This is a genomic window from Selenomonas sp. (genome assembly GCF_057272215.1).
This window is the reverse complement of record NZ_DBHIUY010000014.1, coordinates 1-22,296: the sequence shown is the minus strand read 5'-3', so window position 1 is coordinate 22,296 and position 22,296 is coordinate 1. Positions and strand designations below refer to the sequence as shown.

At 56.7% G+C, this 22,296-nt stretch carries 19 protein-coding genes and 1 other RNA gene; 11 read left to right on the top strand and 9 right to left on the bottom strand.

Annotated features, from left to right (window positions below; genetic code table 11):
• Positions 1 to 31: 31 nt before the first annotated feature.
• Positions 32 to 889 carry a C40 family peptidase gene (locus ACO5Z0_RS10975; protein ID WP_485650333.1) on the bottom strand — a complete coding sequence of 286 codons (858 nt, stop codon included), beginning with the start codon at positions 887 to 889 and terminating at the stop codon, positions 32 to 34.
• A 185-nt stretch (positions 890 to 1,074) separates the two neighbouring features.
• Between ACO5Z0_RS10975 and ACO5Z0_RS10970 the strand changes: the two genes are divergently transcribed.
• From ACO5Z0_RS10970 to ACO5Z0_RS10950, 5 genes are all read left to right on the top strand, one after another.
• Positions 1,075 to 1,749, top strand: a complete 675-nt coding sequence (locus ACO5Z0_RS10970) for a uracil-DNA glycosylase (protein WP_442673075.1) — start codon at positions 1,075 to 1,077, stop codon at positions 1,747 to 1,749.
• Positions 1,750 to 1,849: 100 nt separating this feature from the next.
• Positions 1,850 to 2,707 carry a coiled-coil domain-containing protein gene (locus ACO5Z0_RS10965; protein ID WP_442676437.1) on the top strand — a complete coding sequence of 286 codons (858 nt, stop codon included), beginning with the start codon at positions 1,850 to 1,852 and terminating at the stop codon, positions 2,705 to 2,707.
• Positions 2,704 to 3,618, top strand: coding sequence for an MBL fold metallo-hydrolase (locus tag ACO5Z0_RS10960; RefSeq protein WP_485650332.1), 915 nt, complete (start codon positions 2,704 to 2,706; stop codon positions 3,616 to 3,618). The genes ACO5Z0_RS10965 and ACO5Z0_RS10960 overlap by 4 nt, the downstream gene beginning before the upstream one ends.
• Before the next feature lie 242 nt (positions 3,619 to 3,860).
• Positions 3,861 to 5,162 (top strand): putative porin, encoded by a 1,302-nt coding sequence (locus ACO5Z0_RS10955; protein WP_485650331.1) that lies wholly within the window; start codon positions 3,861 to 3,863, stop codon positions 5,160 to 5,162.
• 180 nt (positions 5,163 to 5,342) lie between these two features.
• Positions 5,343 to 6,071 (top strand): vWA domain-containing protein, encoded by a 729-nt coding sequence (locus ACO5Z0_RS10950; protein ID WP_485650330.1) that lies wholly within the window; start codon positions 5,343 to 5,345, stop codon positions 6,069 to 6,071.
• A 157-nt stretch (positions 6,072 to 6,228) separates the two neighbouring features.
• Here ACO5Z0_RS10950 and ACO5Z0_RS10945 read toward each other — a convergent pair whose 3' ends face one another.
• The gene (locus ACO5Z0_RS10945; protein ID WP_485650329.1) at positions 6,229 to 6,897 is read right to left on the bottom strand and encodes a Fic family protein; all 669 of its coding nucleotides are present in this window, start codon (positions 6,895 to 6,897) and stop codon (positions 6,229 to 6,231) included.
• Between the two features lie 37 nt (positions 6,898 to 6,934).
• Positions 6,935 to 7,777 carry a DNA damage-inducible protein D gene (dinD, locus tag ACO5Z0_RS10940; protein WP_485650328.1) on the bottom strand — a complete coding sequence of 281 codons (843 nt, stop codon included), beginning with the start codon at positions 7,775 to 7,777 and terminating at the stop codon, positions 6,935 to 6,937.
• Between the two features lie 537 nt (positions 7,778 to 8,314).
• On the opposite strand from dinD, the gene ACO5Z0_RS10935 reads away from it, so the two are divergent.
• Positions 8,315 to 9,826 (top strand): DUF438 domain-containing protein, encoded by a 1,512-nt coding sequence (locus ACO5Z0_RS10935; RefSeq protein WP_485650327.1) that lies wholly within the window; start codon positions 8,315 to 8,317, stop codon positions 9,824 to 9,826.
• A 124-nt stretch (positions 9,827 to 9,950) separates the two neighbouring features.
• On the opposite strand, the gene ACO5Z0_RS10930 is transcribed toward ACO5Z0_RS10935, so the two are convergent.
• The 4 genes from ACO5Z0_RS10930 to ACO5Z0_RS10915 all read right to left on the bottom strand — a co-directional run bounded on the left by ACO5Z0_RS10930 (position 9,951) and on the right by ACO5Z0_RS10915 (position 12,772).
• Entirely contained in the window at positions 9,951 to 10,382 is a 432-nt protein-coding gene (locus ACO5Z0_RS10930) for a flavodoxin (RefSeq protein WP_485650326.1), read from the bottom strand.
• 57 nt (positions 10,383 to 10,439) lie between these two features.
• Complete coding sequence (locus tag ACO5Z0_RS10925; protein ID WP_442672940.1) at positions 10,440 to 11,012, bottom strand: DUF3793 family protein; 573 nt, start codon at positions 11,010 to 11,012, stop codon at positions 10,440 to 10,442.
• A 135-nt stretch (positions 11,013 to 11,147) separates the two neighbouring features.
• Positions 11,148 to 11,579, bottom strand: coding sequence for a flavodoxin (locus tag ACO5Z0_RS10920; protein ID WP_485650325.1), 432 nt, complete (start codon positions 11,577 to 11,579; stop codon positions 11,148 to 11,150).
• 119 nt (positions 11,580 to 11,698) lie between these two features.
• Positions 11,699 to 12,772: a glycosyltransferase family 9 protein gene (locus ACO5Z0_RS10915; protein ID WP_485650324.1), complete on the bottom strand. Its 1,074-nt coding sequence runs from the start codon at positions 12,770 to 12,772 to the stop codon at positions 11,699 to 11,701.
• A 182-nt stretch (positions 12,773 to 12,954) separates the two neighbouring features.
• On the opposite strand from ACO5Z0_RS10915, the gene ACO5Z0_RS10910 reads away from it, so the two are divergent.
• Both ACO5Z0_RS10910 and ACO5Z0_RS10905 read left to right on the top strand, forming a co-directional pair.
• The gene (locus ACO5Z0_RS10910; protein WP_485650323.1) at positions 12,955 to 16,215 is read left to right on the top strand and encodes a DEAD/DEAH box helicase; all 3,261 of its coding nucleotides are present in this window, start codon (positions 12,955 to 12,957) and stop codon (positions 16,213 to 16,215) included.
• Positions 16,216 to 16,325: 110 nt separating this feature from the next.
• Positions 16,326 to 17,486 carry a DNA polymerase IV gene (locus ACO5Z0_RS10905; protein ID WP_485650322.1) on the top strand — a complete coding sequence of 387 codons (1,161 nt, stop codon included), beginning with the start codon at positions 16,326 to 16,328 and terminating at the stop codon, positions 17,484 to 17,486.
• Positions 17,487 to 17,586: 100 nt separating this feature from the next.
• Here ACO5Z0_RS10905 and ssrS read toward each other — a convergent pair.
• A non-coding RNA gene (gene ssrS, locus ACO5Z0_RS10900) (6S RNA) lies at positions 17,587 to 17,765 on the bottom strand.
• A gap of 227 nt (positions 17,766 to 17,992) precedes the next feature.
• The gene (locus ACO5Z0_RS10895; protein ID WP_442676316.1) at positions 17,993 to 18,346 is read right to left on the bottom strand and encodes a PTS glucitol/sorbitol transporter subunit IIA; all 354 of its coding nucleotides are present in this window, start codon (positions 18,344 to 18,346) and stop codon (positions 17,993 to 17,995) included.
• 217 nt (positions 18,347 to 18,563) lie between these two features.
• Here ACO5Z0_RS10895 and purB point away from each other — a divergent pair, with 217 nt between their 5' ends.
• The 3 genes from purB to ACO5Z0_RS10880 all read left to right on the top strand — a co-directional run bounded on the left by purB (position 18,564) and on the right by ACO5Z0_RS10880 (position 21,622).
• Complete coding sequence (gene purB, locus ACO5Z0_RS10890) at positions 18,564 to 19,856, top strand: adenylosuccinate lyase (protein WP_442676317.1); 1,293 nt, start codon at positions 18,564 to 18,566, stop codon at positions 19,854 to 19,856.
• A gap of 67 nt (positions 19,857 to 19,923) precedes the next feature.
• Positions 19,924 to 21,210 (top strand): adenylosuccinate synthase, encoded by a 1,287-nt coding sequence (locus ACO5Z0_RS10885; RefSeq protein ID WP_485650321.1) that lies wholly within the window; start codon positions 19,924 to 19,926, stop codon positions 21,208 to 21,210.
• Between the two features lie 106 nt (positions 21,211 to 21,316).
• A complete protein-coding gene (locus ACO5Z0_RS10880; protein ID WP_442672939.1) occupies positions 21,317 to 21,622 on the top strand; it encodes an AbrB/MazE/SpoVT family DNA-binding domain-containing protein in 306 nt (101 codons plus the stop codon).
• Positions 21,623 to 22,296: the final 674 nt, after the last annotated feature.

Sequence of the window (22,296 nt, the reverse complement as noted above, 5' to 3'; positions counted from 1 at the left end):
GGAGAACATGTTCCTATCGTATGCCGTTCATTCAATCGACGATATGCTTGCCCCCGTAATAATGCGTTCGCCAATAGTCGCTTGAAAGCTCATCAATGCGCACGCCCTTGCTCGTCGAGGCATGAATGAATCTGCCGCTGCCGAGGTAGATGCCGCAGTGCGAAGCGCCGGCTTCGTACGTCTCAAAAAACACGAGGTCGCCTTCGACAAGTTCCGTCGTGCGAACGCTTTTTCCGAGCTTGAATTGTTCATCCGCCGTGCGCGGGATCGTCAGACCGTTTTCTTTGAAAACATATTGCAGGTAGCCCGAGCAGTCAAACGCTTTTGGCGTTGTGCCGCCGAATTTGTACGGTGTGCCGATATATTTTTTTGCCGTCGCTATGACGCCTGCCACCTTTGTGCGCACGAGGAACGGGCGGCTTTCCGGCGGCTTCTTCAGACGCGGTTCCAATACGGGGATCTTGCCGCTGCCCGTCGCTGCATTTCCTGCGGGATTTGCGTCGGCGGCGTTCGTCACATCGCTTGGCGCGGGACTCGCCGCCGGCGTATTCGCCGCGCCGCTCGGTGCAGGCCGTACATCGGCGGGGACGCCGTCTCCTTGCGCAGGGTGCTTTTGCAGGCGGTTCCACGTCTCGCGGTCTACGACGCCCGTTTCCTTCAGCCGCTCAGCGCGTTGGAATGCGAGTACAGCGTTCTTCGTGCGGCTGCCAAAAATGCCATCCGGCTCATCCGTGAGATAGCCGGTGCGTTTCAGCTCCTTTTGCAGTTTGAAAACATCGTGTCCGTGGGAGTTCTCCGCAAGAATCGGCGCGGCAGAAGCCGTACCCGCCGCCAAAAAGACGGCAAGCCCGAATACGAGAAAAACTTTGCGCAAACGACGCAGGCGCATAAAAACCATCCTTTCCGTGCGGCGACCGCTGGGGCTGAATGTATCAAGGATACCTATATTTCTCAGTATACTGTAAAAACGCCGCTTTGGGAATATGGGATAAGAATTTTTGCGCCAGCGCATACCATTTGTCGGATGATTTTTTGCAATCTGCTATAATTATGGACGAAAAGGAGTGATACGCCATGAAGATTTTTCAAAATGATTGGGGAGAGCTGCTTGCCGATGAGATGAAGAAGCCCTACTATCAAGAGCTGCGCCGCTTCCTCATCGACGAGTATCGCACGCGCCGCATATTTCCCGATATGTATGCGATTTTCAATGCGCTTCATTATACATCCTACGCCGATACGAAGGTCGTGATCTTGGGGCAGGATCCCTACCACGGAGAGGGACAGGCGCATGGACTGTCTTTTTCCGTGCAGGCAGGCGTTGCGCCGCCGCCGTCGCTTGAGAACATCTTCAAAGAGCTGGCGAGCGACCTCGGCTGCCGGACGCCGAACAACGGCTGCCTTGCCCCGTGGGCGAAGCAGGGCGTGCTGCTTCTCAACACCGTATTGACCGTGCGTGCGCACGCCGCCGCCTCGCATCACGGGCATGGCTGGGAGACTTTCACCGATCGTATCATCGCGCTCCTCGCTGCGCGGGAAAAGCCCCTCGTGTTCATTCTCTGGGGTGCGCCTGCACGCCGCAAGAAAGTAATGATCGCTGCGCCGCCGCACGCCGTAATCGAATCGTCGCACCCAAGTCCGCTCTCCGCCCACCGCGGCTTCTTCGGCAGCCGTCCCTTCTCGCGTGCCAACGCTTTCCTCGAAAGCACGGGGCAGACGCCCATCGACTGGCAGCTGCCCGATGTATGAACCCGGCGACTTCATTTTATCGGTGTTTTCTTGAAAAATCTCCGAGAACATAGTATCATAATTGTGCATATAGCTTACTTCGTTTTGGAGGGTATTTTCGATGGGAAAGAGCATATTTTCGCGGGCGGGGCTGATTACCTCGGAGGATAAGAAAGACCTGGAAAAGCGAATCGAAGAACTGGAGCAGGCATTGGGCGATGTGCATGACGTGCGCCGCCAAGCCGAGCGCGATGCGATGCGCCGTGAGCGTGCTGTCATGAGCCGTATCGACGACATCGAGCGCTCGCTCGCGAGCCGCTTAGACACGATGGAGGCAAATCTTGCGCGGGAGATCGCTTCTGTCGCGAGGAGCCTTTCGCGTGACCTTGCGGCTTTTCGCATCAACCCCGCTGTCGATACGAGCGCTCTCGGGACCATGATGCAGAAAGAGATCGCGCGTCAGATCGCCGTGATGCGCGCCGCGCAGGAAAAGGGGGCGCAGGATCTCAAAGACTCGCTCGCGCGTACGCTCGAATATGTGGCAAGCGCACAGGAGCAGGGATTCACCGATATTTTGAAGCGTCATGCCGCCATCGAGATCGGGCTTGTAGAGACAGCGGGGCAGATCGCCGAGGACATCGAGCGTGAGCACGAGGCGCTCTCCGGGCATTTGGCTTCGCTCGATACGGCGCAGCGCGACAGCGGCGAAGCGGCGAAGGTGCGCGAACGCAAGCAGGACGAGCAGACGCATCAGCTGCAGCAGTTCCTGCAGCACGTCGCATCCGCGCTCGAAACGCTCGCGACGAAAAAAGACATCGACCTCGTCGAAGGGCTCCTGCGCCTGCAGGAAGCGAATCAAAGGGCGCAGAGCATGATCGAAAGCGGCAAAGAAGCGGCACAAGAAGAGCCGTCGTCGCTGCTCGCCGAAGAGAAGCCCGCATCCGTCCTCATTTTGCCGCATGGAGTGAAGCGCTCTTGAGCAGCTTTGCGGCAAGCGCCGCTTTCTCGCGTGCCGCCGCTGACTGTGCGGCACGCGCCGCTCGGATGGCTCTCGATGCGCCGCCAAAGAAGAGAGCCGTGCAAAATCCTGTGCGCGGTCTGCGCGTCGCCGTACTCGCGAGCGGCAGCAAGGGCAACGCAGCGTACATCGAGCTTGACGGCACGCGCATCCTCATCGACGCCGGCGTGAGCGCGCGGCGCATCACACGCAGTCTGCGCGATCTCGGCGTCGATCCCGCCGATCTCGACGGCGTATTCATCACGCACGAGCACAGCGACCATATCAAAGGGCTGCCGACGCTTCTGAAAGAATATCGGCTGCCGCTCTTCGCGCGTCCTGCGACCCTTCGCGCCATAAAAGAGAGCATCGCTGTGCCGGAGGATACCTTCTCCCCGCTCGTGGGCGACGTCATGCTCGGCAGCGTCTCCGTCAAGAGCTTCGGCACCCTGCACGATGCCGCCGCTCCCGTCGGCTATACCGTCTGCGGCAGCGAAAAGTGTGCGCTGGCGACGGACCTCGGCTTCTTGACGGAAGACGTCATGGCTGCCATCGAAGGCGCGGACGCGCTGATCCTTGAGGCGAACCACGACCGCGACCTCCTGCAGCGCGGCTCCTATCCGTGGCGCTTGAAGCAGCGCATCCTGTCGAACCGCGGGCACCTCTCAAACAGCGCGGCAGCGTGGGCGCTCGTGCGGCTCAAGAAGCGCCCGAGCGCCGTCTTTCTCGCGCATATCAGTCAGGAGAACAACCGCCCCGATCTCGTCGAAGAGACCGTGCAGACGATCCTGCATCAGCAAAACGTCCGACAGGGAAATATCCTGCTCACAGCGCAGGACGTCCCGACTCTCTGGGGATTTGCCGACGAAATAGCCGCAAAAGAAAATTTATAGATAAAGAAAGTATTTATCAATAAAAGCCCGAAAGACAGCGTTCTTTAGAGAAAAAGTCCGTTTTTCGAGCTTTTTCGCATTTTTAGTTATCTTTTATTTGCATTTCACTTTTTGGAATGCTATGATAGAAACTGAGCTGAGAGGCGAGCAGCGCTCACGAGGAAACATGGACACTCGGAGAAGCCTCCTCGGGATCTTGGCTCGAAGCCAAATTTCTATCTATCTTAAAGGAGGAGTTTCTCATGAAGAAGACTCTCACAGCAGCGCTGACGACAGCGCTTGTCGTCGGTGCAGCATCGACGACGTTCGCAGCAGCGAACCCCTTCAGCGATGTCCCGATGGATCATTGGGCGTACGACGCAGTCGCACAGCTTGCCGACGACGGCATCATCGAGGGCTACGGCGACGGCTCGTACCGCGGTCAGAACGAGATCACGCGCTATGAGATGGCGCAGATGGTCGCAAAGGCGATGGCAAAGGAAGATCAGGTCAACGCCCAACAGAAGGCGATGATCGACCGCCTTGCCGCTGAGTTCAGCGAAGAGCTGAACAACCTCGGCGTGCGCGTCGCCAATCTCGAAAGCCGCATCGACAACGTCAAGTGGACGGGCGAACTGCGCTATACGTATTCGAATGAAAATCATGATACGTATGCGGATAAGAACACGAATCGGCTTCGCTTCCGCATTCATCCGCAGGCGACGGTCAATGACCATTGGAAGGTCAAGGCGCGTCTTGAGGCGAATACCCGTGCGGAAGAGGATTCGGGCGCCACGGTTCAGCTCAAGCAGGCGTATGCGATGGGTCACTATGGCATCACAGACATCAACGCCGGTCTTATGCCGATCTACACGGAGCAGGGCGTTGTACTCGATGACAACATCACGGGCGTTGCCGTGACGGTCGGCAAGGGGCAGAACTTCTCCGGTACGCTGACGGCGGGTCGTATCAATATGGACGACACGGCTGTCAATTGGAAAGGCAGCACGGATGTAGATGTTGATAAGGAATCGGCGGCTCTCTTGGGCTTGAACCTCAACTGGAAGCCGACGGACAAGCTGACGTTTGTCGGCGAGTACTATCGCTTGGGGGCGCATAATTGGTTCGTCAAGTATGGCAGCGGTGATACGGGCACGGTTCAGAATATCTGGGGCTTGGGCGCGACGTATATGTTCGACGAGAATGTCAGCATGAACGGCGGCTATTGGAAGAACCAGAATTTCAACGATTCTAGGCTTGCTCACAATATGCCTGAAACTTCCGATCATGCTTGGAACGTCCAGCTCAACTACAAGGGTGCGCAGAAAGAGAATGCACGCTCCTTCGGTCTCTACGCTGCTTATCGCTATCTTGGTCATGGCGCATCGCTCGCTCCGACCTTCGATGGCGCGAAGTGGGGGCAGAAGGGCTGGGAAGTCGGCGGCAACTACACGTTCGCCAAGAACATCGTCGGCACGCTCGTCTACTTCAACGGCAAGGATATCGAGCTTACGACGAACGACAAAGTCAGCACGTTCTTCGGTCAGCTCCAGTACTTCTTCTAAGAGAAGGCGCTTTATCAGCTTCGGCTGTGAAAAAGCCCCCGCTTCGGCGGGGGCTTTTTGGTGTGTGCAGCAATCGTCGCTTCATTAAACTTTCTCCATCGCCATATCGAGCAGTATCATAACGGCGAAAAATTCGATATAATGATGAGAGGAGATTTTTCATCGAAGGAGGTTTTTCACATGGGGAAAAAGTGGATGCTCTCTCTTCTTGCGCTTGCGCTCTGTGTATTTTTCGTCGGCGCTGCGCCTGCGGAGGCGGCGAAGAAAACGAAGGAGAAGCCGGAGCGGGTGGAGCTTGTGCTTGTGCTCGACAAGAGCGGCTCGATGTCGGGGCTTGAGTCGGACACGATCGGCGGCTTCAATGCCATGATCGAGAAGGAGAGGAAGCTCGATGCGAAGGTCCATGTCACGACGGTGCTTTTCAGCGATGAAATGGATACGATCTACGATCGTGAGGATATCCGACGCATCAAGCCGCTGACGGATGAGGAATATGAGGTCGGCGGTACGACGGCGCTCCTCGACGCCGTAGGCTCGACGATCCTCAAGGTGTCGCGCACGCCGGGCATCGAGGAGAAGGGAACGAAGGTCGTATTCGTCATCATCACGGACGGCATGGAAAATGCCAGCGAAGAGTTCACGCAGGAGAAGGTCAAGGAGATGATATCCGACAAGCAGGAGAAGGCAGGCTGGGATTTCATCTATCTTGGCGCGAATATCGACGCAGCGAAGGAAGCGTCGAACATCGGCGTCAGTCAAAAGAACGCTGTGACCTACCGCAATACGGGATCGGGCGTTCGAAAGAATTTCGAAGCAGTCAGCGCCTACGTGGCAGAAGCCGTAGCCGCTTCAGATGCGGAGGAAGGCAGCTGGAAGGAGCATGTAGAAAAGGACGAGACGCGAGATTAAGCGTTTCGCTGGGATGAAAGCTGCATCGTACAAACCTCCGGCACTGGACGTTTGTACGATGCAGTTCATGTGAAACGATACGGTTCGAAGAAGACATTTTTCTAATCGCTTGCTTTATGGGTGGGCATATCCTCTGGGATTGTCTGCCTTTTTTATTTTATGAAAATGCTTCTATGCGCTCGCGTTCTTCGGTCTGCAATTCCTCGGCAAAGACCGCGAATCCCTGCAAGTCGTCTGTGTTGAGATAGTTTATATACGCCTTTCGGCGCTCCACAGGGATAACGATGGGTACCATATCGGCGAGAAAGCAGCTATAAACCATGAGCGCACGCCCCACACGCCCGTTGCCGTCGGGGAAAGGATGGATGCGCTCGAAAGCGATATGCTGCCGACAAACCGCCAGTACTTTATCCGAATCGGTCACAGCCGCCGTCATTTGCGCAGCGAGGTTGCCCAGCCAGTCCGTAAGTGCAACAGGGACGAGGTATGGCGGCGTTGGTGTAAAATCTGCGCCTATGATGAGGTTTGGGCGTTGTTTGAATTGCCCCGGCACGCTCTCAATCGCGTCTTTGCACAGAATCGCGTGTACTTCGCGAATGAGTGGGAGCGAAAGCGGCGCAGCCTCTTGCGTGCGCTCCACAAGGAACGACATGAACGCCTTGTAATTCAAGACCTCGTTCAGCTCGCGCATATCCATAGCGCGCGGGATGTAGCCGTCGACAAGAACGCTCTTCGTCTCTCCCTGCGTGAGCGTGTTCCCCTCAATCGCTGTGGAATGGTGCGCCATTCTTACCATGAGGTCACTGAGATAATCGGGTGAATACATCGCATGAGTTCCTTTCTGCCGCCTGCGTGCGGTTTTTTTATTGCTCGTCTTTCGCTGTCAATCGCTTCTCTTGGGCGCGCGCAATCTGCCGGATGCTCTTGTCGGGCGTGGGCAGATGCTCGGGCATGGTGCCGCCAAGCTCGGCGATGGTCTGGCGAACCTTTTTCCCTACGCCGTAATGCGTGGCATTGGCGTTCTCTTTGCCCTGCACTTCATCGCGGCGCAGCTTCTCTTCGGTTTGCGTTGCGCGGAAGAGGTTCGCGGCGAGTTCGGTGCTCCCCATGTGGTCGAGGATTTGCTGGCTCTTCTTCAAGCCTTTCCTCTTGTGGATGTCCTTCGCGCCCAAGCCGCCGTAAAGCCCTTTATACCCCGCGTTCTGAAATATGGCGTAATCCATGCGGCTTACCACTCCCGCGTCGCGGGCGGCAGCGGCAAGAGCTTTGTTGTGTTCGCGCATTTCATGACGGATGGCAAGCCGCTTCTGATCTTCGCTCAAGGAATCGTAATTCTCCACAAGTTCCTGTTGACGGGTCTTGACTGCGAAGTAGGTCTGTGCGAGAGCGACGGCACGCTTGCGCGGATCGCCGTTCATCGCGATGAGATAGCAGGCGTAGCGCGAAAGGTGGAAGTCCTCTATCTTGCGTTCTGCGCCACTGCCAAGGGCGACCATATCGTGCACGTGCACGAAATGGTCTGATGCCTTGATATTACTGGATTTGCAGGCGTCAATCGCTTTGTCGATGACCTTCTTGAAAAAACGGTATTCGTTGTATTCAAGTACAGGGATCAACTCGCGTGCCGTCCAATACTCATTACTCTGCTCGTCGAGGTGCTTGATGTCCTCGAACAGGGCTTCACTGATTTTCTCAATGTCTGTCATGTGAATACTCCCTTTCTTCGCTGGCGACAGGCGGCAGAGAGGCGGCTTCATGCTCTCTTCCAGTCGCTTTGTGCTTGGCGCTCTCAACACCGATTCAAGCGGATACCGTGCGATACTCCGAAGCTCTTCTAAACCCGTCGAATTCGACTAGGTTAAAGTTGCTGTTATGCAACTTCTCCCATATTCTCAGAGATTCAATCGTATTCTTTGTTTGTGCAGACAGAGGGCTGTTTGCGGACGATTACAATATCCCTCTCGTACCTTATGCGTAGCATATCAGTTGTTTCGTGTTTTTGCAATAAGATGTAGCATAAACATCGCTTGTCTGCCATTTGTCTATAAAGACACGGAAAACGGCTATGAGCGGCTAAAAAACGATTTTCTTCTTTGCGTGCTGCAATATACGCGAAGCTGGGCGGTACAAGGCTTCACGAAACTTTCATGCGAGATGGTAACAAATATGACAACATGGGAAAAAAATATCTGCTATAATGACTGCAATGAGAAATGAATTCAGCATGAACAGGAGCGATAGATATGAAAAAGGAATTGGACTTGACAAAGACGGTAGCAGAGCTTGTAGAGGAGTTTCCGGAGTTTCAGCAGGCGATGGCGGAGATCGGCTTTGCCGAGATCACGAATCCTATGGTGTTGAATGTCATGGGGCGTGTCATGACCGTGCCCAAGGGCGCTGCGGTCAAGGGGATGAAGCTCGAAGATGTCGTGCGGGAGCTTGAGGTGCGCGGCTTTACGATCAAGCAGGAAGAGACGTCGTCTTGCGGCTGCGGCGGCGCACATGAGGCGCATACCCACGCGCACGGCGAGGGCGGCTGTGCCTGTGCACATGCGGCTGCGGGCGCTGCGGCGGACGGTGAGACGACAGGACGCGCCGCCGTGCTCAAGGGCTTTTTGCAGCGTCTTTCGGAGGGGGAATCGCTTGAGACGGTGCGCGCGGATTTTGTCAAGGGATTCGCGAGCGTTTCCGCGGAGGAGATTTCCGCCGCCGAGCAGCAGCTCATCGAGGACGGCACGCCGATTCACGAGGTGCAGAAGCTTTGCGACGTTCATTCGGCGCTTTTTCATGGGCATATCGGCGGTGCGGCGCCTGCCTCAGAAGCCGCGCCGGATGTGCAGGCTTTGCCGGAAGGGCATCCGCTCGTGACGCTGAATCTTGAAAACAAGGGCTTGGCGGCGCTCCTCGAACGCTTGAAAGGCGCTTTGGAAAAAGGCGATGCGCCGTTGCTTGGCAGAGGTCTCGGCGAGCTTAACGCGATTTATTCGCACTACGGCAAGAAGGAATCGCTGCTCATGACGCTCCTCTATCGCTACGGTGTGACGGGGCCTTCGGGCGTCATGTGGGGGGTGGACGATGAGATCAAGGCGGAGCTTCGCGCTCTTACGAAGGCGCTTGCCGACGGTATCGCGGGTGCAGAGGAGCGCTTTCGTGCGTTCTTCCAGCGCATCAGCGACATGATCTACAAGGAAGAGCAGATCCTTTTCCCGCTGACGCTGCGCTTCTTCTCGGAAAAAGATTGGCTTATGATCTACCGTGATATGCCGGAATGCGGCGTTGCGTTCCTCGACAAGGCTCCGACGTGGGCGGCGGGCGATGCCTACGTCGCCGAAGCTGAGGCGAAGGAGCGCACGATGCTCGCCTCGGGCAGAGTGCGGCTCTCGACGGGTGAGGTCAGCTGCAAGCAGCTCGAAGCGATCTTGAACCTCTTGCCCGTAGATATCACTTACATCGACAAGGATGAGATGCTTCGCTTCTTCTCAAACCCCGGGCAGGTGTTCGCACGTCCGCGCCTCGCCTTGGACAGCAAGGTCTACAACTGCCATCCCGTGAACATCGTGCCGATCATCGAGCAGCTTGTCGCCGATTTCAAGGCGAAGAAGCGCGATCGCATGGAGATCTACCGCTACATCAAGGGCAAGCCCGTCGGCGTGCGTTACCTCGCTATCTACGATGAAAACGGCGAATACACGGGCGCGGTCGAACTGGTCGAAGATTTCTCCGAAGCATTGGAAAAATTTGCAGCAAAAAAATAACCCCCTGCACATACGAAAAGACTGCCGCACGCTTTTGGCGCACGGCAGTCTTTTTTGCGCGAGCAAGGGGAAATCGTAGGAATCTTTTTGCGGCGTTTTGCCGCAGGTCGGTAGGGTATGTCTGTTAGAGCGCCTTGGCGACGGATTCGCCGAGAGCCTCGCAGGCCTTGACGCCGTCGTCGTCGGGTGCATTTTCGACGATCACGCCGTCCGATACGAGCTTGGCGCCAGCCGCACGCGTGCGCTCCGCCCAAGCCTCCATCCAAGCGCCGGAACCCCAGCCATAGGAGCCGAAGAGACCGACGGGGACGCCCGAGAGTTTCTTTTCCGCTTCCGTGAAGAAAGGCTCGAACTCATCTTCTTCCAAGACTTCGTCGCCCATTGCGGGGCAGCCGAAGAGGAAGCCGTTGTAGTCTGCCATCTTGTCTGCGCCGAAATCACTGACCGTGAAGAGCTCCGCTTCTGCGCCGCCTTTTTTGGCGCCTTCGACAACGGCTTTCGCCATTTCTTCCGTATTGCCCGTACCGCTCCAATATACAACCGCTACTTTTCCCATTTGAAAGACCTCCTGATAAATATTTTTCCTGCAAAAGGCTGCCGCCCGGACGCTTTCTCAGACCGCTTCCAAAAGCTCCGCCATCGGCGTGCCGCGGCCAAGACGGGCGCAAAGGCGCTCCGTGCAGTCCGTATATCGCTGGAAGAGTGCGCGTGTCTCTTCCTCGTTTGCGTAGACTTTCCAGTAGCCCGCGCAAGCGAAATCACGCCCCTTGTTCTCGATGAAGCCCTCGACGTCTTCCGCCGGATAGCCGAGGAAGAGACCGACTTCATGCGGAAAACTCTTCTGGAGTTGGATGCGCATAGCCAGATACTCCAAATGCGACTCAAGCGCGTCGCCCGCACGGTAGCCAAAACGCGCCAACAGCGCCAGCACAGCAGGCTGCTCTAAGATGCGCTCCAAGAGCTTCCTGCGGTAGAAGAGCATGAGGACATACTCTTCGCCCTCCGTCAGGCGAACGGGTGTGATGCCTTTGCATTCGAAGCAAGGTGCATACGACTCCAGAAGCGCATCGAAATCATCGAAGCGGCTCTTCTGAAAAGAAACAAGGCTCGCGGGCTTGATTCCCGCGAATGTTGGCGCACAGTGGAAGCAGAGCATACGCTCAAAACCATCCTTACCCAAAATCATCACCTCCAGCAACATGCCTATAGCATAGCATATATGGTAATGATTTTCAATATGATAAGGGAAAGTTTTTCCGGAGAAAGGGCGCGTTCGCGGACGCCGCGCAAAATCGGATGCTTTAGGAAGCGCCGATAAGAGTCAGAGCGATTTTGCCAGCGTCTCGCCAAGCTCTTCGCAGGCTTTGCACCCGTCGTCATCGGGTGCATTTTCGACGGCGAGCCCGTCGGAAACGAGCTTGGCTCCCGCTGTGCGCACACGCTCCGCCCACGTCTCCATGAAAGCGCCGCCGCCCCAGCCGTAGGAGCCGAAAAGACCAAGCGGCACGCCCGAAAGTTTTGCCTCAGCTTCGACGAAGAACGGTTCGACGTAGTCTTCCTGCAGCTCTTCCGTTCCGGTCGCGGGGCAGCCGAAGAGGAAGCCGTCGTAGCCTGCCATGTCATCGACTTTGAAATCCTCGAAGCGCGTGAGCGTCACATCAGCGCCGCCCTTTTTGGCCCCTTCAGCGACGGCTTTCGCCATTTCTTCGGTATTGCCGCTGCCGCTCCAATAAACTACAGCCACTTTTTTCATACATATAACCTCCTGAACCATCTTCTGTGGAAGATATAACAGATAACTTTTCTCATAAAGAATATAGCATCTTTTGATACTGCCGTCAATCATTCCGAAAGGTTCCTGTCCGCCAATTTTCAAGAAGTTTTTTCCATAGGCAACACTTCGCGCAGCTTCTTTGCCACCGCTTCGGTTTCGATCGCCCGCATACATTCATTTGAACCGTGCGGACAGCGTGTCTTGCAGCATGGAGCGCACGGATACGGCGTTTCGATGAAGAAGTTTCGCCCGTGCAGGGGACCGTAGATCGTCGGCCGCGTCGGACCCCAGAGGCTCAGTGTCGCAAGTCCGACGGCGGCGGCGATATGCAGGGGACCGGTGTCGGGGCATAGGAGCAGCGTCGCTTTTTGCATCAGCGCCGCCGTCTCCAACAGGCTTGTCTCTCCTGCGACGGAGACGGCTGTGCCGCGCCATGCCTTTTGAAGCGCCGCTGTCGCTTCCTCTATGATGCGGCGATCGGCTGTGCTGCCGAGGAATACGATCTGTACCGTTTCGGGGAGCGCAGCGAGTGCGGCGACGAAGCGCTCGGGCGGCCATGCCTTGCTTTGCCATGTCGTGCAGAGGCTCACAAGCAGGATGGGACGGGAAAGCAAAATGCCGCGCGCGGCGAAAAATTGTGCGGCGAAGCCGGCGAGTGCGGCGGGCAGACGGAGCGTGATGCGCGTATCGGTGTGCTCGACGCCGAGCGGCGCGAGCGCGGCGAGGTAGCGGCGCACCTTATGCGGCTCCGTCATCTGCGGCGCTTTTTCGGTCATGAAGAAGCCGCCGCCCTCATGACGTTCGCGCACGCCGATGCGCCGCTTTGCGCCCGAGATACGCGCGAGGATGCCCGTCAGGAGAAGCCCCTGCACGTCGAGTACGATGTCGAAGCGGCGCGGAGCGAGGAGCGCGTGCGCCTCGCGCAAGAGGCGAAAGGCTTCTATGAGGCGTCCATGCGCGACGGCACGGTCAAAGGGACGCCTGTCCCAGACGATCCGTTCGTCGATGGCTGAACACGCGGCGAGCAGCTCATCGGCGGGCGGGCTGATGAGCCACGCGATGTGCGCTTTCGGCAGCGCCCGGCGCAGCGACGCAGCGACGGGCATCGCGTGAAGGACGTCGCCGATGGCGCTCAAGCGGATGATGAGGATGCGCGCGCGCGAAAGTTCCATGCCGCCCTCCTGTCTTAGCTGCATTTACGTTACGTGGAAATTCTGCTACAATACAATGGACGAATCGCTGATGAAATGTGTGCTGAAGCCGCCTTCAAGCGGCATCCTTCTGTCGCTTCCATACGTTGTTTGCATTCCCTATATTAACACAGGCGCGTGCTGCGCGCAAAGGAGAGATCGTCTTGCTCAAGGACTCCACCATACACGCGCTGACCAACGACATGGCGTACCGCAAGGGCTGCCGCTACTTCAAGGACGGACGTGTCACAAAGCTGCTGCGCCGTCCCGGCACTTCCATCTATGTCGCTTCCGTCGTCGGCTCGGAAGAATATGAGGTGCGTGCGCGTCTCGATAAGTCGGGGGAATCCGTTGAGGCTTACGACTGTACCTGTCCTGCCGCCGCACTCTACACGGGCGCCTGTAAACATGTCGTCGCGCTCTTGAAGGAGATTCAGACGAAGCAGGGCGAAATCGGCGGCGATTTGAGCCGCGACATGCCCACAGGACGGCTCTTCGAATGTTTCGCGCGCGCCCAAAGGCGTTCGCATCTGCAAGAGCAGAAGAATCTGCCGCCGGCGGCTCTTCGGGAAGCGCCGCTCTTTTTGGAGCCGCGCTTCTTCTTCGAGCGCCATTACGGACGCGCGACGTGCTGGCTGGAGTTTCGCATCGGACGTGAGCGGCTCTACATCGTGCGCAGCGTGCAGGAGTTGCTGCGCTCCTTCCTCGCCGGACGCAGCATCGAATTTGGCAAGAAGCTGACGGTTGATCCGCAGACGGCGGTCTTTGCTCCGGGCGTCTCAACAGAACTCTGGCGATTTCTTCTGCATATCTGGAAGGACGAAGAAAGCAGTCTCGTCTACAGCGAGCATTTCCGCTCCTTCGGCGCAGGCGCAGGAAGGCTCTTCGACGGCAAATCCTTGAAGCTCACGCCGAGCACGCTCACGCGCTTTTTTGCGCTCATGAAGGATACGCCCTTCATCGCCACGGTCGGCATGAAGGTCGAGCGCACTGTCCATGTGGAAGAGGGCGCACCCGCCATCTCTTTGGATTTCATGGAGCGCGGCGGCAGCGGTCGGCTCATGCTCTTGACAGACGATCTTTACCGACTGGACGAGGATGCGCGTTTTCTGCTCGCAAACGATACGATATACCATGCGCCGTCTGCCTTTTCCGCCGCTTTGCATCCCTTGCTCGAAGCCTTCGGCGCTTCGCGCTCGCTCACCGTCGCCGAAAAGGACGTTCCTGCCTTTTTTGGCACGATTCTGCCTGCGTTGGAAAAGATTGCCGAAGTGCATATCGCGCCCGCTTTAGCCAAACGCTACGAAATCATGCCGCTCACGGCGTCCATATACCTCGACTACTACAAAGACGGCATCGCAGCGCGTCCCGAGTTTCGTTACGACGAAGTGCGGTTCAATCCGCTCGTGGGCGCCGCGCCGCAGGAAGCGCCGAGCGGACGCCGGCTCATCCGCAGCACGGCGGAAGAGAACGCCATCTATGCGCTCTTCGACGCTTACGACTTCTTCCCCGAAGACGGCCGCTTCGTGCAGAGTGACGAAGAAAAGAGCTTCCTCTTCCTCGATGAGGCGCTGCCGGAACTTTCCAAGATCGCCGACGTCTACTATGCCGACGCTTTCCACGAAAAGCCCGTGCGCCGTATGCCGCCCGTGACCATCGGCGTTTCCGTCAACGACGAAAACCTCCTGGACGTGACCTTCGATGCGGCGCAGCTCGATTTCACCGAATTGATCGGCGTCCTGCGCGCCTACCGCGAGAAGCGGATCTACCACAGGCTCAAGGACGGTTCCTTCGTGACGCTCGGCGACCAACAGCTCGCAGGACTTGCGGACTTCATCGAGAGCATCGGCGTCAAAAAGGCGACGGACGCCAAAAACATCGAACTGCCGCTTCGCCAGGCGCTCTATCTCGACGCGCTCGCCAAAGAGGAAAAAGGCATTCGCCTTGAGCGGAGTAAGCGCTTCAAGAGCATCGTGCGCGACGTCAAGAATCCTGTCGATGCCGATATCGAACCGCCTGAGACACTCAAAGGCGTGCTGCGCGACTATCAGCAGACAGGCTTCTCGTGGCTCTCGACGCTCGCCGCCTATCATCTGGGCGGCATCTTAGCCGACGACATGGGGCTTGGCAAGACCCTGCAGGTCATCGCCTTTTTGCTCGCGCACCGCGAGGATGAAAAGCCGCCTGCACTCGTCGTCGCGCCGACGTCGCTTCTATACAACTGGCTCGAAGAGATCGAAAAGTTCGCCCCCGCCCTCAAAGCGGCCATCGTCGCAGGCACAAAGGCGGAACGCGAGGCGGCTCTTTCGCCCGCTCTGAAGGACGCCGACGTCATCATCACGACGTACCACATGCTGCGCCGCGACATTGAACTGTACGAAAAGGAGCGCTTCAGCCATATCTTCCTCGACGAAGCGCAGCAGATCAAAAACCCCGCGACACAGGCGGCAAAAGCAGTAAAAAGGCTCAAAGCCGACGCCGCCTTTGCCCTGACGGGCACGCCCATCGAAAACAGCCTGACGGAGCTTTGGTCGATTTTCGACTTCCTCATGCCCGGCTATCTAAGAAGCCGCAAGCACTTTCAGTCGCAGTTCGAGACGCCCATCGTACGCGCCAAAGATCCGCACGCGAGCGCCGACCTCCTGCGCTACATCTCGCCATTCATCCTGCGCCGTCTAAAGAAAGACGTGCTCGAAGAACTGCCCGACAAGGTCGAGCGCAAGATGACGAACGAGATGACCGACGAGCAGAGAAAAGTCTACAAGGCATGGTTCGTGCAGGCGAAAAAAGAGTTCGCCGCTGAACTCAAGGCACACGGCTTCGGCGAAATGCGCATCAAGATCCTCGCCATCCTCACGCGCCTTCGCCAAATCGCCTGCGACCCCGCGCTCTTCCTCGAAAACTATGACGGCGGTTCAGGCAAGCTCGATATGCTCGAAGAAGTCGTCTCCGACGCCGTCGCCGCCGGACATCGCATCCTCGTATTCTCGCAGTTCACGACCATGCTCGCCCGCATCGCCGAGCGTCTTGACGCGATGAATCTCGGCTATGCCTACCTCGACGGCTCGACGCCCGCCTTAGAGCGCGTGCGCCTCGTGCGCGACTTCAACGCGGGCGCAGAGCCGATCTTCCTCATCTCGCTCAAGGCGGGCGGCACGGGGCTGAACCTCACGGGAGCCGATATGGTCATCCACTACGACCCGTGGTGGAATCCCGCCGTTGAAGATCAGGCGACCGACCGCGCTTACCGCATCGGGCAGAAGAATAACGTGCAGGTGCTGAAATTCATCACGAAAGACACGATCGAAGAAAAGATCTACGAACTGCAGGAAAAGAAAAAAGCTCTGATCGACCAGATGATTCAGCCCGGTGAAAACTTCCTCACGAAACTCTCTGAAGAGGAGATCACCGCACTTTTCCAGTGAACTTTCGGGACAAATATCCTTGCGCCTTACAGAAATCTAGCCAATCGCTGCCTGTAAAATCAGAGCAAGCCGAAACATGACAGCACATTTTTCCATGAGGAGGCAAGAACATGCAGCGCACGATCATTCACGTCGATATGGACGCCTTCTTCGCCGCCATCGAGCAGCGTGAGCATCCGGAATACCGAGGAAAGCCCGTCATCGTCGGCGGGCTTTCCTCGCGCGGCGTCGTCTCGACTGCATCCTACGAAGCGCGGCAAAGCGGCGTACACTCGGCGATGCCTATGGAAACGGCGCGTCGCCGCTGCCCCGACGGCATCTTTGTCCAAGGCAGCTATGCGCTCTATGCAGCCGTCTCCGCCGAGATCTTCGCCATCTTCCGCCGCTACTCACCGCTCGTCGAGCCGCTCTCCATCGACGAAGCCTTCTTAGACGTCACAGGTATGGAGCTTCTTACCCCATCGCCGCGCGACTACGCCGAAAAGCTCAAGGCGGAAATCCTGCAAAAGACCGCTCTCGTTGCATCCGTCGGCATCGCGCCGAACAAGTTTCTCGCCAAACTCGCCAGCGACCTCGAAAAGCCCGACGGTCTCGTCGAGATCCGCGCCGAAGAAGCCGCCGCGCTTCTTGCGCCGCTCTCCGTGCGCCGTCTCTGGGGCGTCGGCAAACGCACGGAAGAAAAGCTCGCCGCTCTCGGACTAAAGACGATCGGCGACATGCAGCGCGCGGACGAAAAGCGGCTTGCACGCGCCGTCGGCATACGCGCGGCGCACGCCTTGAAGGCGCTTTCCTTCGGACGCGACGATAGAAGCGTCGAGCCGGATCGCGAAGCGAAATCCATCGGCAAAGAAGTCACCTTTGAGCGCGACCTCGAAAGCCCCGAAGAAGCCGAGCGTGCGCTTCTCGCGCTTGCCGAGAAGGTCGGCTGGCGGCTGCGCCTTGCAGGCGTCAGTGCGCGCACGATACAGCTCAAGCTGCGTCGCGCCGACTTCACCACCTTCACGCGCAGCCGTACGCTCTTTGAAGCGACCGCCCATGACGAGCCGATCTTCCAAACGGTGCGCGACCTCTTCCGTGAACTCGGCGTCAAGCGCGGCATCCGCCTTCTCGGCGTCACAGGGGAAAACTTCGAACCAAGCGCCATGCCGTCCCTCTTTCGCGACGAAAAAAAAGAGCGCCTTTACGGCGCGATCGATGCACTAAAAAAACGCTTCGGTGAAAACATCATCACCAAAGCGCCGCTCATCGGCAAGAAGCCGGAAAAAGAGTAGAGCCTGTAAAGCATCCGACCGGAAAAAGCTGCTTTACAGACCCCACACAAGGCGAAAAGAAACCACCAGCCATCACTCTTCTAGCGATCCCTTTTCAAAGCAGATGTCCAAAATGTCGTCCGCTTTATATGTCTAAAACCTGCGACTCGCAGGTGGGCATCTTGAGCCTTGCTTCTGCTATTCGCTCAAAGGCGATCCAGCATCTACAAACCTATCCTGATTCCCTTAGAAAACTGTAGGTTAGACATAATGAAAAGCTCGCGTGCACCTCAGGCAACTTCTGCTTTGAACATATCATAGCATAACCTTTTTTCCTGCGCAAGACTTGACAAAGGAAAAAAGGTTCATTTTGTGTTTCGCACATGATCGATCATGCGTCGAATGGAAGGCTTTGCATGAACGAAAGCATACTGCGTGTCACGATAAATCTTCTTATAGTGAAAGAAAGGGGAGCCTTGCCGCAATAACAAGGCTCCCCTTTCTTTATCTTCACGGATGTATATTGCTCACTCAAACGTGATCTTGTCGCCGACATTGAGCCGCGGCGGCAGACCGCCCTTGACGATGATCTGCCCGGGCATGGAGCCTTCGGCATTGATGACGACCGTGCAGTGCCCTTCCTTGCGCAGATTCTCGTTTGCCGCTTCACCGACAGAAACGACCTTAAACTTCCGCCTCGCACCCATCGTCAGCGTATCGCCCGCTTGGATGTCCTCTTTCAGATCCCCCGGCGTATGCTCGACGACCATTTCCGTGAGATTTGGGCGCACACCCTCATCGAGCAGAATGATGCTTGAGCTGTTCTCCAAAAAGTTCGGCGCAAGGCTGCCGATATTCGTGATCGTAACATCGTATTTCATGTTTGCAGTCTCCTTCTTCCAGCAACACGGTGACTCACTGTATTTCCAGTATATCACAAAACGTCTCGAATGACTAGGAAAAGCGCGGGCGCTGCACAAAGAAGCGCCGCCCGAAAGGCGTGATTGACAGCCGAGCGATTAAAATGATATGATAACGGAGTGAAATCAGCGTGCAGCAAAGGCTTGACACGCTCCGATGACAGGGGGAACCGCATCTATGATAGAACGCTATACGAATCCTGAGATGGGCAATATCTGGACGCTGCAGCATGAGTTCGAGACCATGCTTGAAGTCGAGATCGCGGCTTGCGAGGCTATGGCAGAACTCGGGGAGATCCCCAAGGAAGCTGCGGCGAATATTCGCGCCAAAGCGCAGTTCGACCTGCCGCGCGTCAAGGAGATTGAAAAAGTCACGAATCATGACATCATCGCGTTTTTGACGAACGTCGCCGAATACGTCGGCGAGGACTCGAAGTACATTCATAAAGGACTGACGTCGAGCGACGTCAAGGATACGGCGCTTGGCATCATGATGAAGAAGTCTGCCGATATCATCTTGGACGACCTCAAAAAGCTCCTCGAAGTATTGCGCCGCCGCGCCGTCGAATTCAAGCATACGCCGTGCATCGGCAGGACACACGGCATCCATGCAGAGCCGATGACCTTCGGCTTGAAGCTACTTCTTTGGAGTGCCGAGGTCGAGCGCGACATCGAGCGCGTCGAGCACGCGAAGAAAATCGTCGCCGTCGGCAAGCTCTCGGGCGCTGTCGGCACCTATTCGAACATCGATCCGCGCATCGAAGAGCTGACCTGCAAGAAGCTCGGCATCACGCCGGTGCGCCTTGCGACGCAGGTCATCCAGCGCGACCGCCATGCCGAATACATGACGACGCTCGCCATCGTCGCAAGCTCGCTCGAAAAGTTTGCGACGGAAATCCGCAACCTGCAGCGCACGGACATCCGCGAGGCAGAAGAATACTTCGCACCCGGGCAAAAAGGCTCGTCTGCGATGCCGCATAAGAGGAACCCCATCACCTGCGAACGCATCTCCGGCATGGCGCGTCTCGTGCGCGGCAACGCGATCGCGGCGATGGAGGACGTCACGCTTTGGCACGAGCGCGATATCTCGCATTCGTCCGTCGAGCGCGTCATCCTGCCTGACAGCACGATCAACGTCGATTACTGCACGAAGAAGTTCACGAACATCATCGACAAGCTGCTCGTCTATCCCGAAGCTATGCTTGCCGACATCGAAAGAACGGGCGGTCTCATCTACAGCCAGCGGCTCATGCTTGCCATCGTCGATAAGGGCGTTCTGCGGGAAGACGCCTACAAGTGGGTGCAGCGAAACGCCATGAAGCGTTGGATGCAGGGCGAAGATTTTCGCACGAACGTCGAAAAAGACGAGGACATCTTGCAGTATCTGACGAAGGAAGAGATCGACGCCTGCTTCGATTACCAATACTTCCTTCGCCATGTCGATCAAATTTTCGAGCGCTTCGGCTTGTAAAAACCGAAAGCCGTAAGATCCTGCCGCTCTTTTCGAGAATCGCAGAAGGATAAAAAGGAGAATCACTATGCCAGCAGTAGTAGTCACAGGTACGCAGTGGGGCGATGAGGGCAAGGGCAAGATCGTCGATTATCTCGCCGAAAAAGCCGACGCTGTTGTGCGCTATCAAGGCGGCAGCAATGCCGGACATACCGTCACCGTCAACGGTGAAGAGTTTAAGCTGCGCCTTTTGCCCTCGGGCATCTTGTATCACGGCAAGACGAATATCGTCGGCAACGGCGTCGTCTTTGATCCCGAAGTTGCGCTCGAAGAGATGAACGCCATGCAAAAGCGCGGCGTCGATACATCAGGCATCCGCATCTCGAACCGCGCCCATGTCGTCCTGCCGTATCACCGCATCATGGATGGACTCGCCGAAGAAGCGCGCGGCGAGAGCAAGATCGGCACGACGAAGCGCGGCATCGGCCCTTGCTATATGGACAAGATGAACCGCATCGGCATCCGCGTATGCGACCTCGTCGAGCCGGAAGAATTCAAGAAGAGACTTAGGGAAAACCTCGCGGTCAAGAACAACGAGCTGGAAAAACTCTACGGTCATGCACCGCTCTCCTACGAACATATTCTCGAAGAATACGAAGCATACGCAGCGCTCTTGAAGCCCCATGTTTGCGATACCATCGCTCTTTTGAACGAAGAACTGGACGCAGGCAAAAAGGTGCTGTTCGAAGGTGCGCAGGCGACGATGCTCGACATCGATTACGGCACATATCCCTACGTCACCGCCTCGCACCCCGTATCGGGCGGCGTCGGCGTCGGCGCGGGTGTCGCGCCCAAGCGCATCGATAAGGTCGTCGGCGTAGTCAAGGCATACTGCACGCGCGTCGGCGAAGGGCCGTTCCCGACCGAGCAGCTCAATGCCATCGGCGACAAGATCCGTGAAGCCGGCCATGAGTTCGGGACCGTCACGGGCAGACCGCGCCGCACGGGCTGGCTTGACGCCTGCGTCGTGCGCTACGCGGGGCAGATCTCCGGTCTTGATTATATGGCGATCACGCGCCTCGACATCCTCGACGGCTTCGACGAGATCAAGATGTGCACGGGCTATAAACTCGATGGCAAGCCGTTGAACGAAGTCCCCGCAAGCCTCAACGTCCTCGCGCGGGTCGAGCCTGTCTACGAGACCTTCGAAGGCTGGAAGGAAGATATATCCGGCTGCCGCGACTATGAAAAGCTGCCCGAAAAGGCAAGGAAATACCTCGAACGTCTCGCCGCCGTCACCGGCGTAGCCATCGGCATCGTCTCCGTAGGTCCGAACCGCGATCAGACGATTGTATGTGCTGACGATATTTTCTGATATAAAGAAGGCTGCGCCTGCGTCAGATCTGATGCAGGCGCAGTTTTTTTATTTTTTTGGGTATAGTATAATATAGCATAGATCCGTATATGAGGAGGGCATTGAAATGGAATTGGCGACGATTAACACGAAGGGACAAATAACGCTCCCTCTGTCTGTGCGCAGACAACTCAAGCTAAGCAGCGGCGACCGCGTTGCTTTCGTGCGCGATGGCGAGAAACTTATTATCACGAGCGACCCCGTGTCGGCACTCAAAGAAGTGCAGGCGTCTTTTCGAGGAGCCGCGGAAGAAGCAGGGCTTTACAGCGAAGATGATGTAGTTCGCATGGTGAAGGAAATCCGGGCAGAAAGGCAGGATGATCCAGCGTGCGAGATCCTAAAGGAAGCATGGATAAACGCCGCGCTTCCCTAAGATTGGTTTGCTTGTGAGAACCATATAGGCAGAAATGAAAAGGGGCTGTTGCATGAGTCAAATTCGACTTATGCACAGCCCCTCTTTTTATGGGTCGTGACGCAATAAACCACCCGCTATGCGGGTGGAAGACAAAAGATTATACCCACAACGCATACACTACGCACAGACGATTTGACGCGGCGGAGGCTATGTCGTATAATAGACATAGAAAGGGTGCTACCGGTAGACGGTCAGCCCCAATGTAATACAGGTAAGAACCCCCGCCTACGATTGGATGCCGAAGGCGGGGATTCTTATTTTGCTTTGATAGCAACGACGCAAATCGTCACCATGAACATCAACGATAAAAAATCGTACAGTTCCATAAGCAGCGCCCCCTTTCAGGGGCTAAGAATCGACCGCCTACCGTCTTGGTAGCACCGAGTATATTATAGCATACGAAGGCAGCTTGTGGGCTGTCTTTTTTTGTTGTGGGGGATGGATAAAATGCAAAAAATGATTGACTGGATCATAAAACATAAGACGCTGTTGCTGATCGCAGCCGTTGTCGTACTCCTCGTCTGTGCCTAGAACATCAGCAACCGCAGGAAAATCCTGCCGCCCTTACATGAAACCGAGCCAATCGGTCTGCGCCTACGGCTTGACCTCTTGGGGTTTCATGGTAAGCTACA

Bases quoted from the DNA above. Each gene is read 5' to 3' on its own strand.
- ACO5Z0_RS10885 (WP_485650321.1), top strand. From the start codon at position 19,924: ATGCCAGCAGTAGTAGTCACAGGTACGCAGTGGGGCGATGAGGGCAAG.
- ACO5Z0_RS10935 (WP_485650327.1), top strand. From the start codon at position 8,315: ATGAAAAAGGAATTGGACTTGACAAAGACGGTAGCAGAGCTTGTAGAG.
- ACO5Z0_RS10880 (WP_442672939.1), top strand. From the start codon at position 21,317: ATGGAATTGGCGACGATTAACACGAAGGGACAAATAACGCTCCCTCTG.
- dinD (WP_485650328.1), bottom strand. From the start codon at position 7,777: ATGACAGACATTGAGAAAATCAGTGAAGCCCTGTTCGAGGACATCAAG.
- ACO5Z0_RS10930 (WP_485650326.1), bottom strand. From the start codon at position 10,382: ATGGGAAAAGTAGCGGTTGTATATTGGAGCGGTACGGGCAATACGGAA.
- ACO5Z0_RS10950 (WP_485650330.1), top strand. From the start codon at position 5,343: ATGGGGAAAAAGTGGATGCTCTCTCTTCTTGCGCTTGCGCTCTGTGTA.
- purB (WP_442676317.1), top strand. From the start codon at position 18,564: ATGATAGAACGCTATACGAATCCTGAGATGGGCAATATCTGGACGCTG.
- ACO5Z0_RS10955 (WP_485650331.1), top strand. From the start codon at position 3,861: ATGAAGAAGACTCTCACAGCAGCGCTGACGACAGCGCTTGTCGTCGGT.
- ACO5Z0_RS10915 (WP_485650324.1), bottom strand. From the start codon at position 12,772: ATGGAACTTTCGCGCGCGCGCATCCTCATCATCCGCTTGAGCGCCATC.
- ACO5Z0_RS10920 (WP_485650325.1), bottom strand. From the start codon at position 11,579: ATGAAAAAAGTGGCTGTAGTTTATTGGAGCGGCAGCGGCAATACCGAA.
- ACO5Z0_RS10905 (WP_485650322.1), top strand. From the start codon at position 16,326: ATGCAGCGCACGATCATTCACGTCGATATGGACGCCTTCTTCGCCGCC.
- ACO5Z0_RS10945 (WP_485650329.1), bottom strand. From the start codon at position 6,897: ATGTATTCACCCGATTATCTCAGTGACCTCATGGTAAGAATGGCGCAC.
- ACO5Z0_RS10895 (WP_442676316.1), bottom strand. From the start codon at position 18,346: ATGAAATACGATGTTACGATCACGAATATCGGCAGCCTTGCGCCGAAC.
- ACO5Z0_RS10975 (WP_485650333.1), bottom strand. From the start codon at position 889: ATGCGCCTGCGTCGTTTGCGCAAAGTTTTTCTCGTATTCGGGCTTGCC.
- ACO5Z0_RS10965 (WP_442676437.1), top strand. From the start codon at position 1,850: ATGGGAAAGAGCATATTTTCGCGGGCGGGGCTGATTACCTCGGAGGAT.
- ACO5Z0_RS10925 (WP_442672940.1), bottom strand. From the start codon at position 11,012: ATGATTTTGGGTAAGGATGGTTTTGAGCGTATGCTCTGCTTCCACTGT.
- ACO5Z0_RS10970 (WP_442673075.1), top strand. From the start codon at position 1,075: ATGAAGATTTTTCAAAATGATTGGGGAGAGCTGCTTGCCGATGAGATG.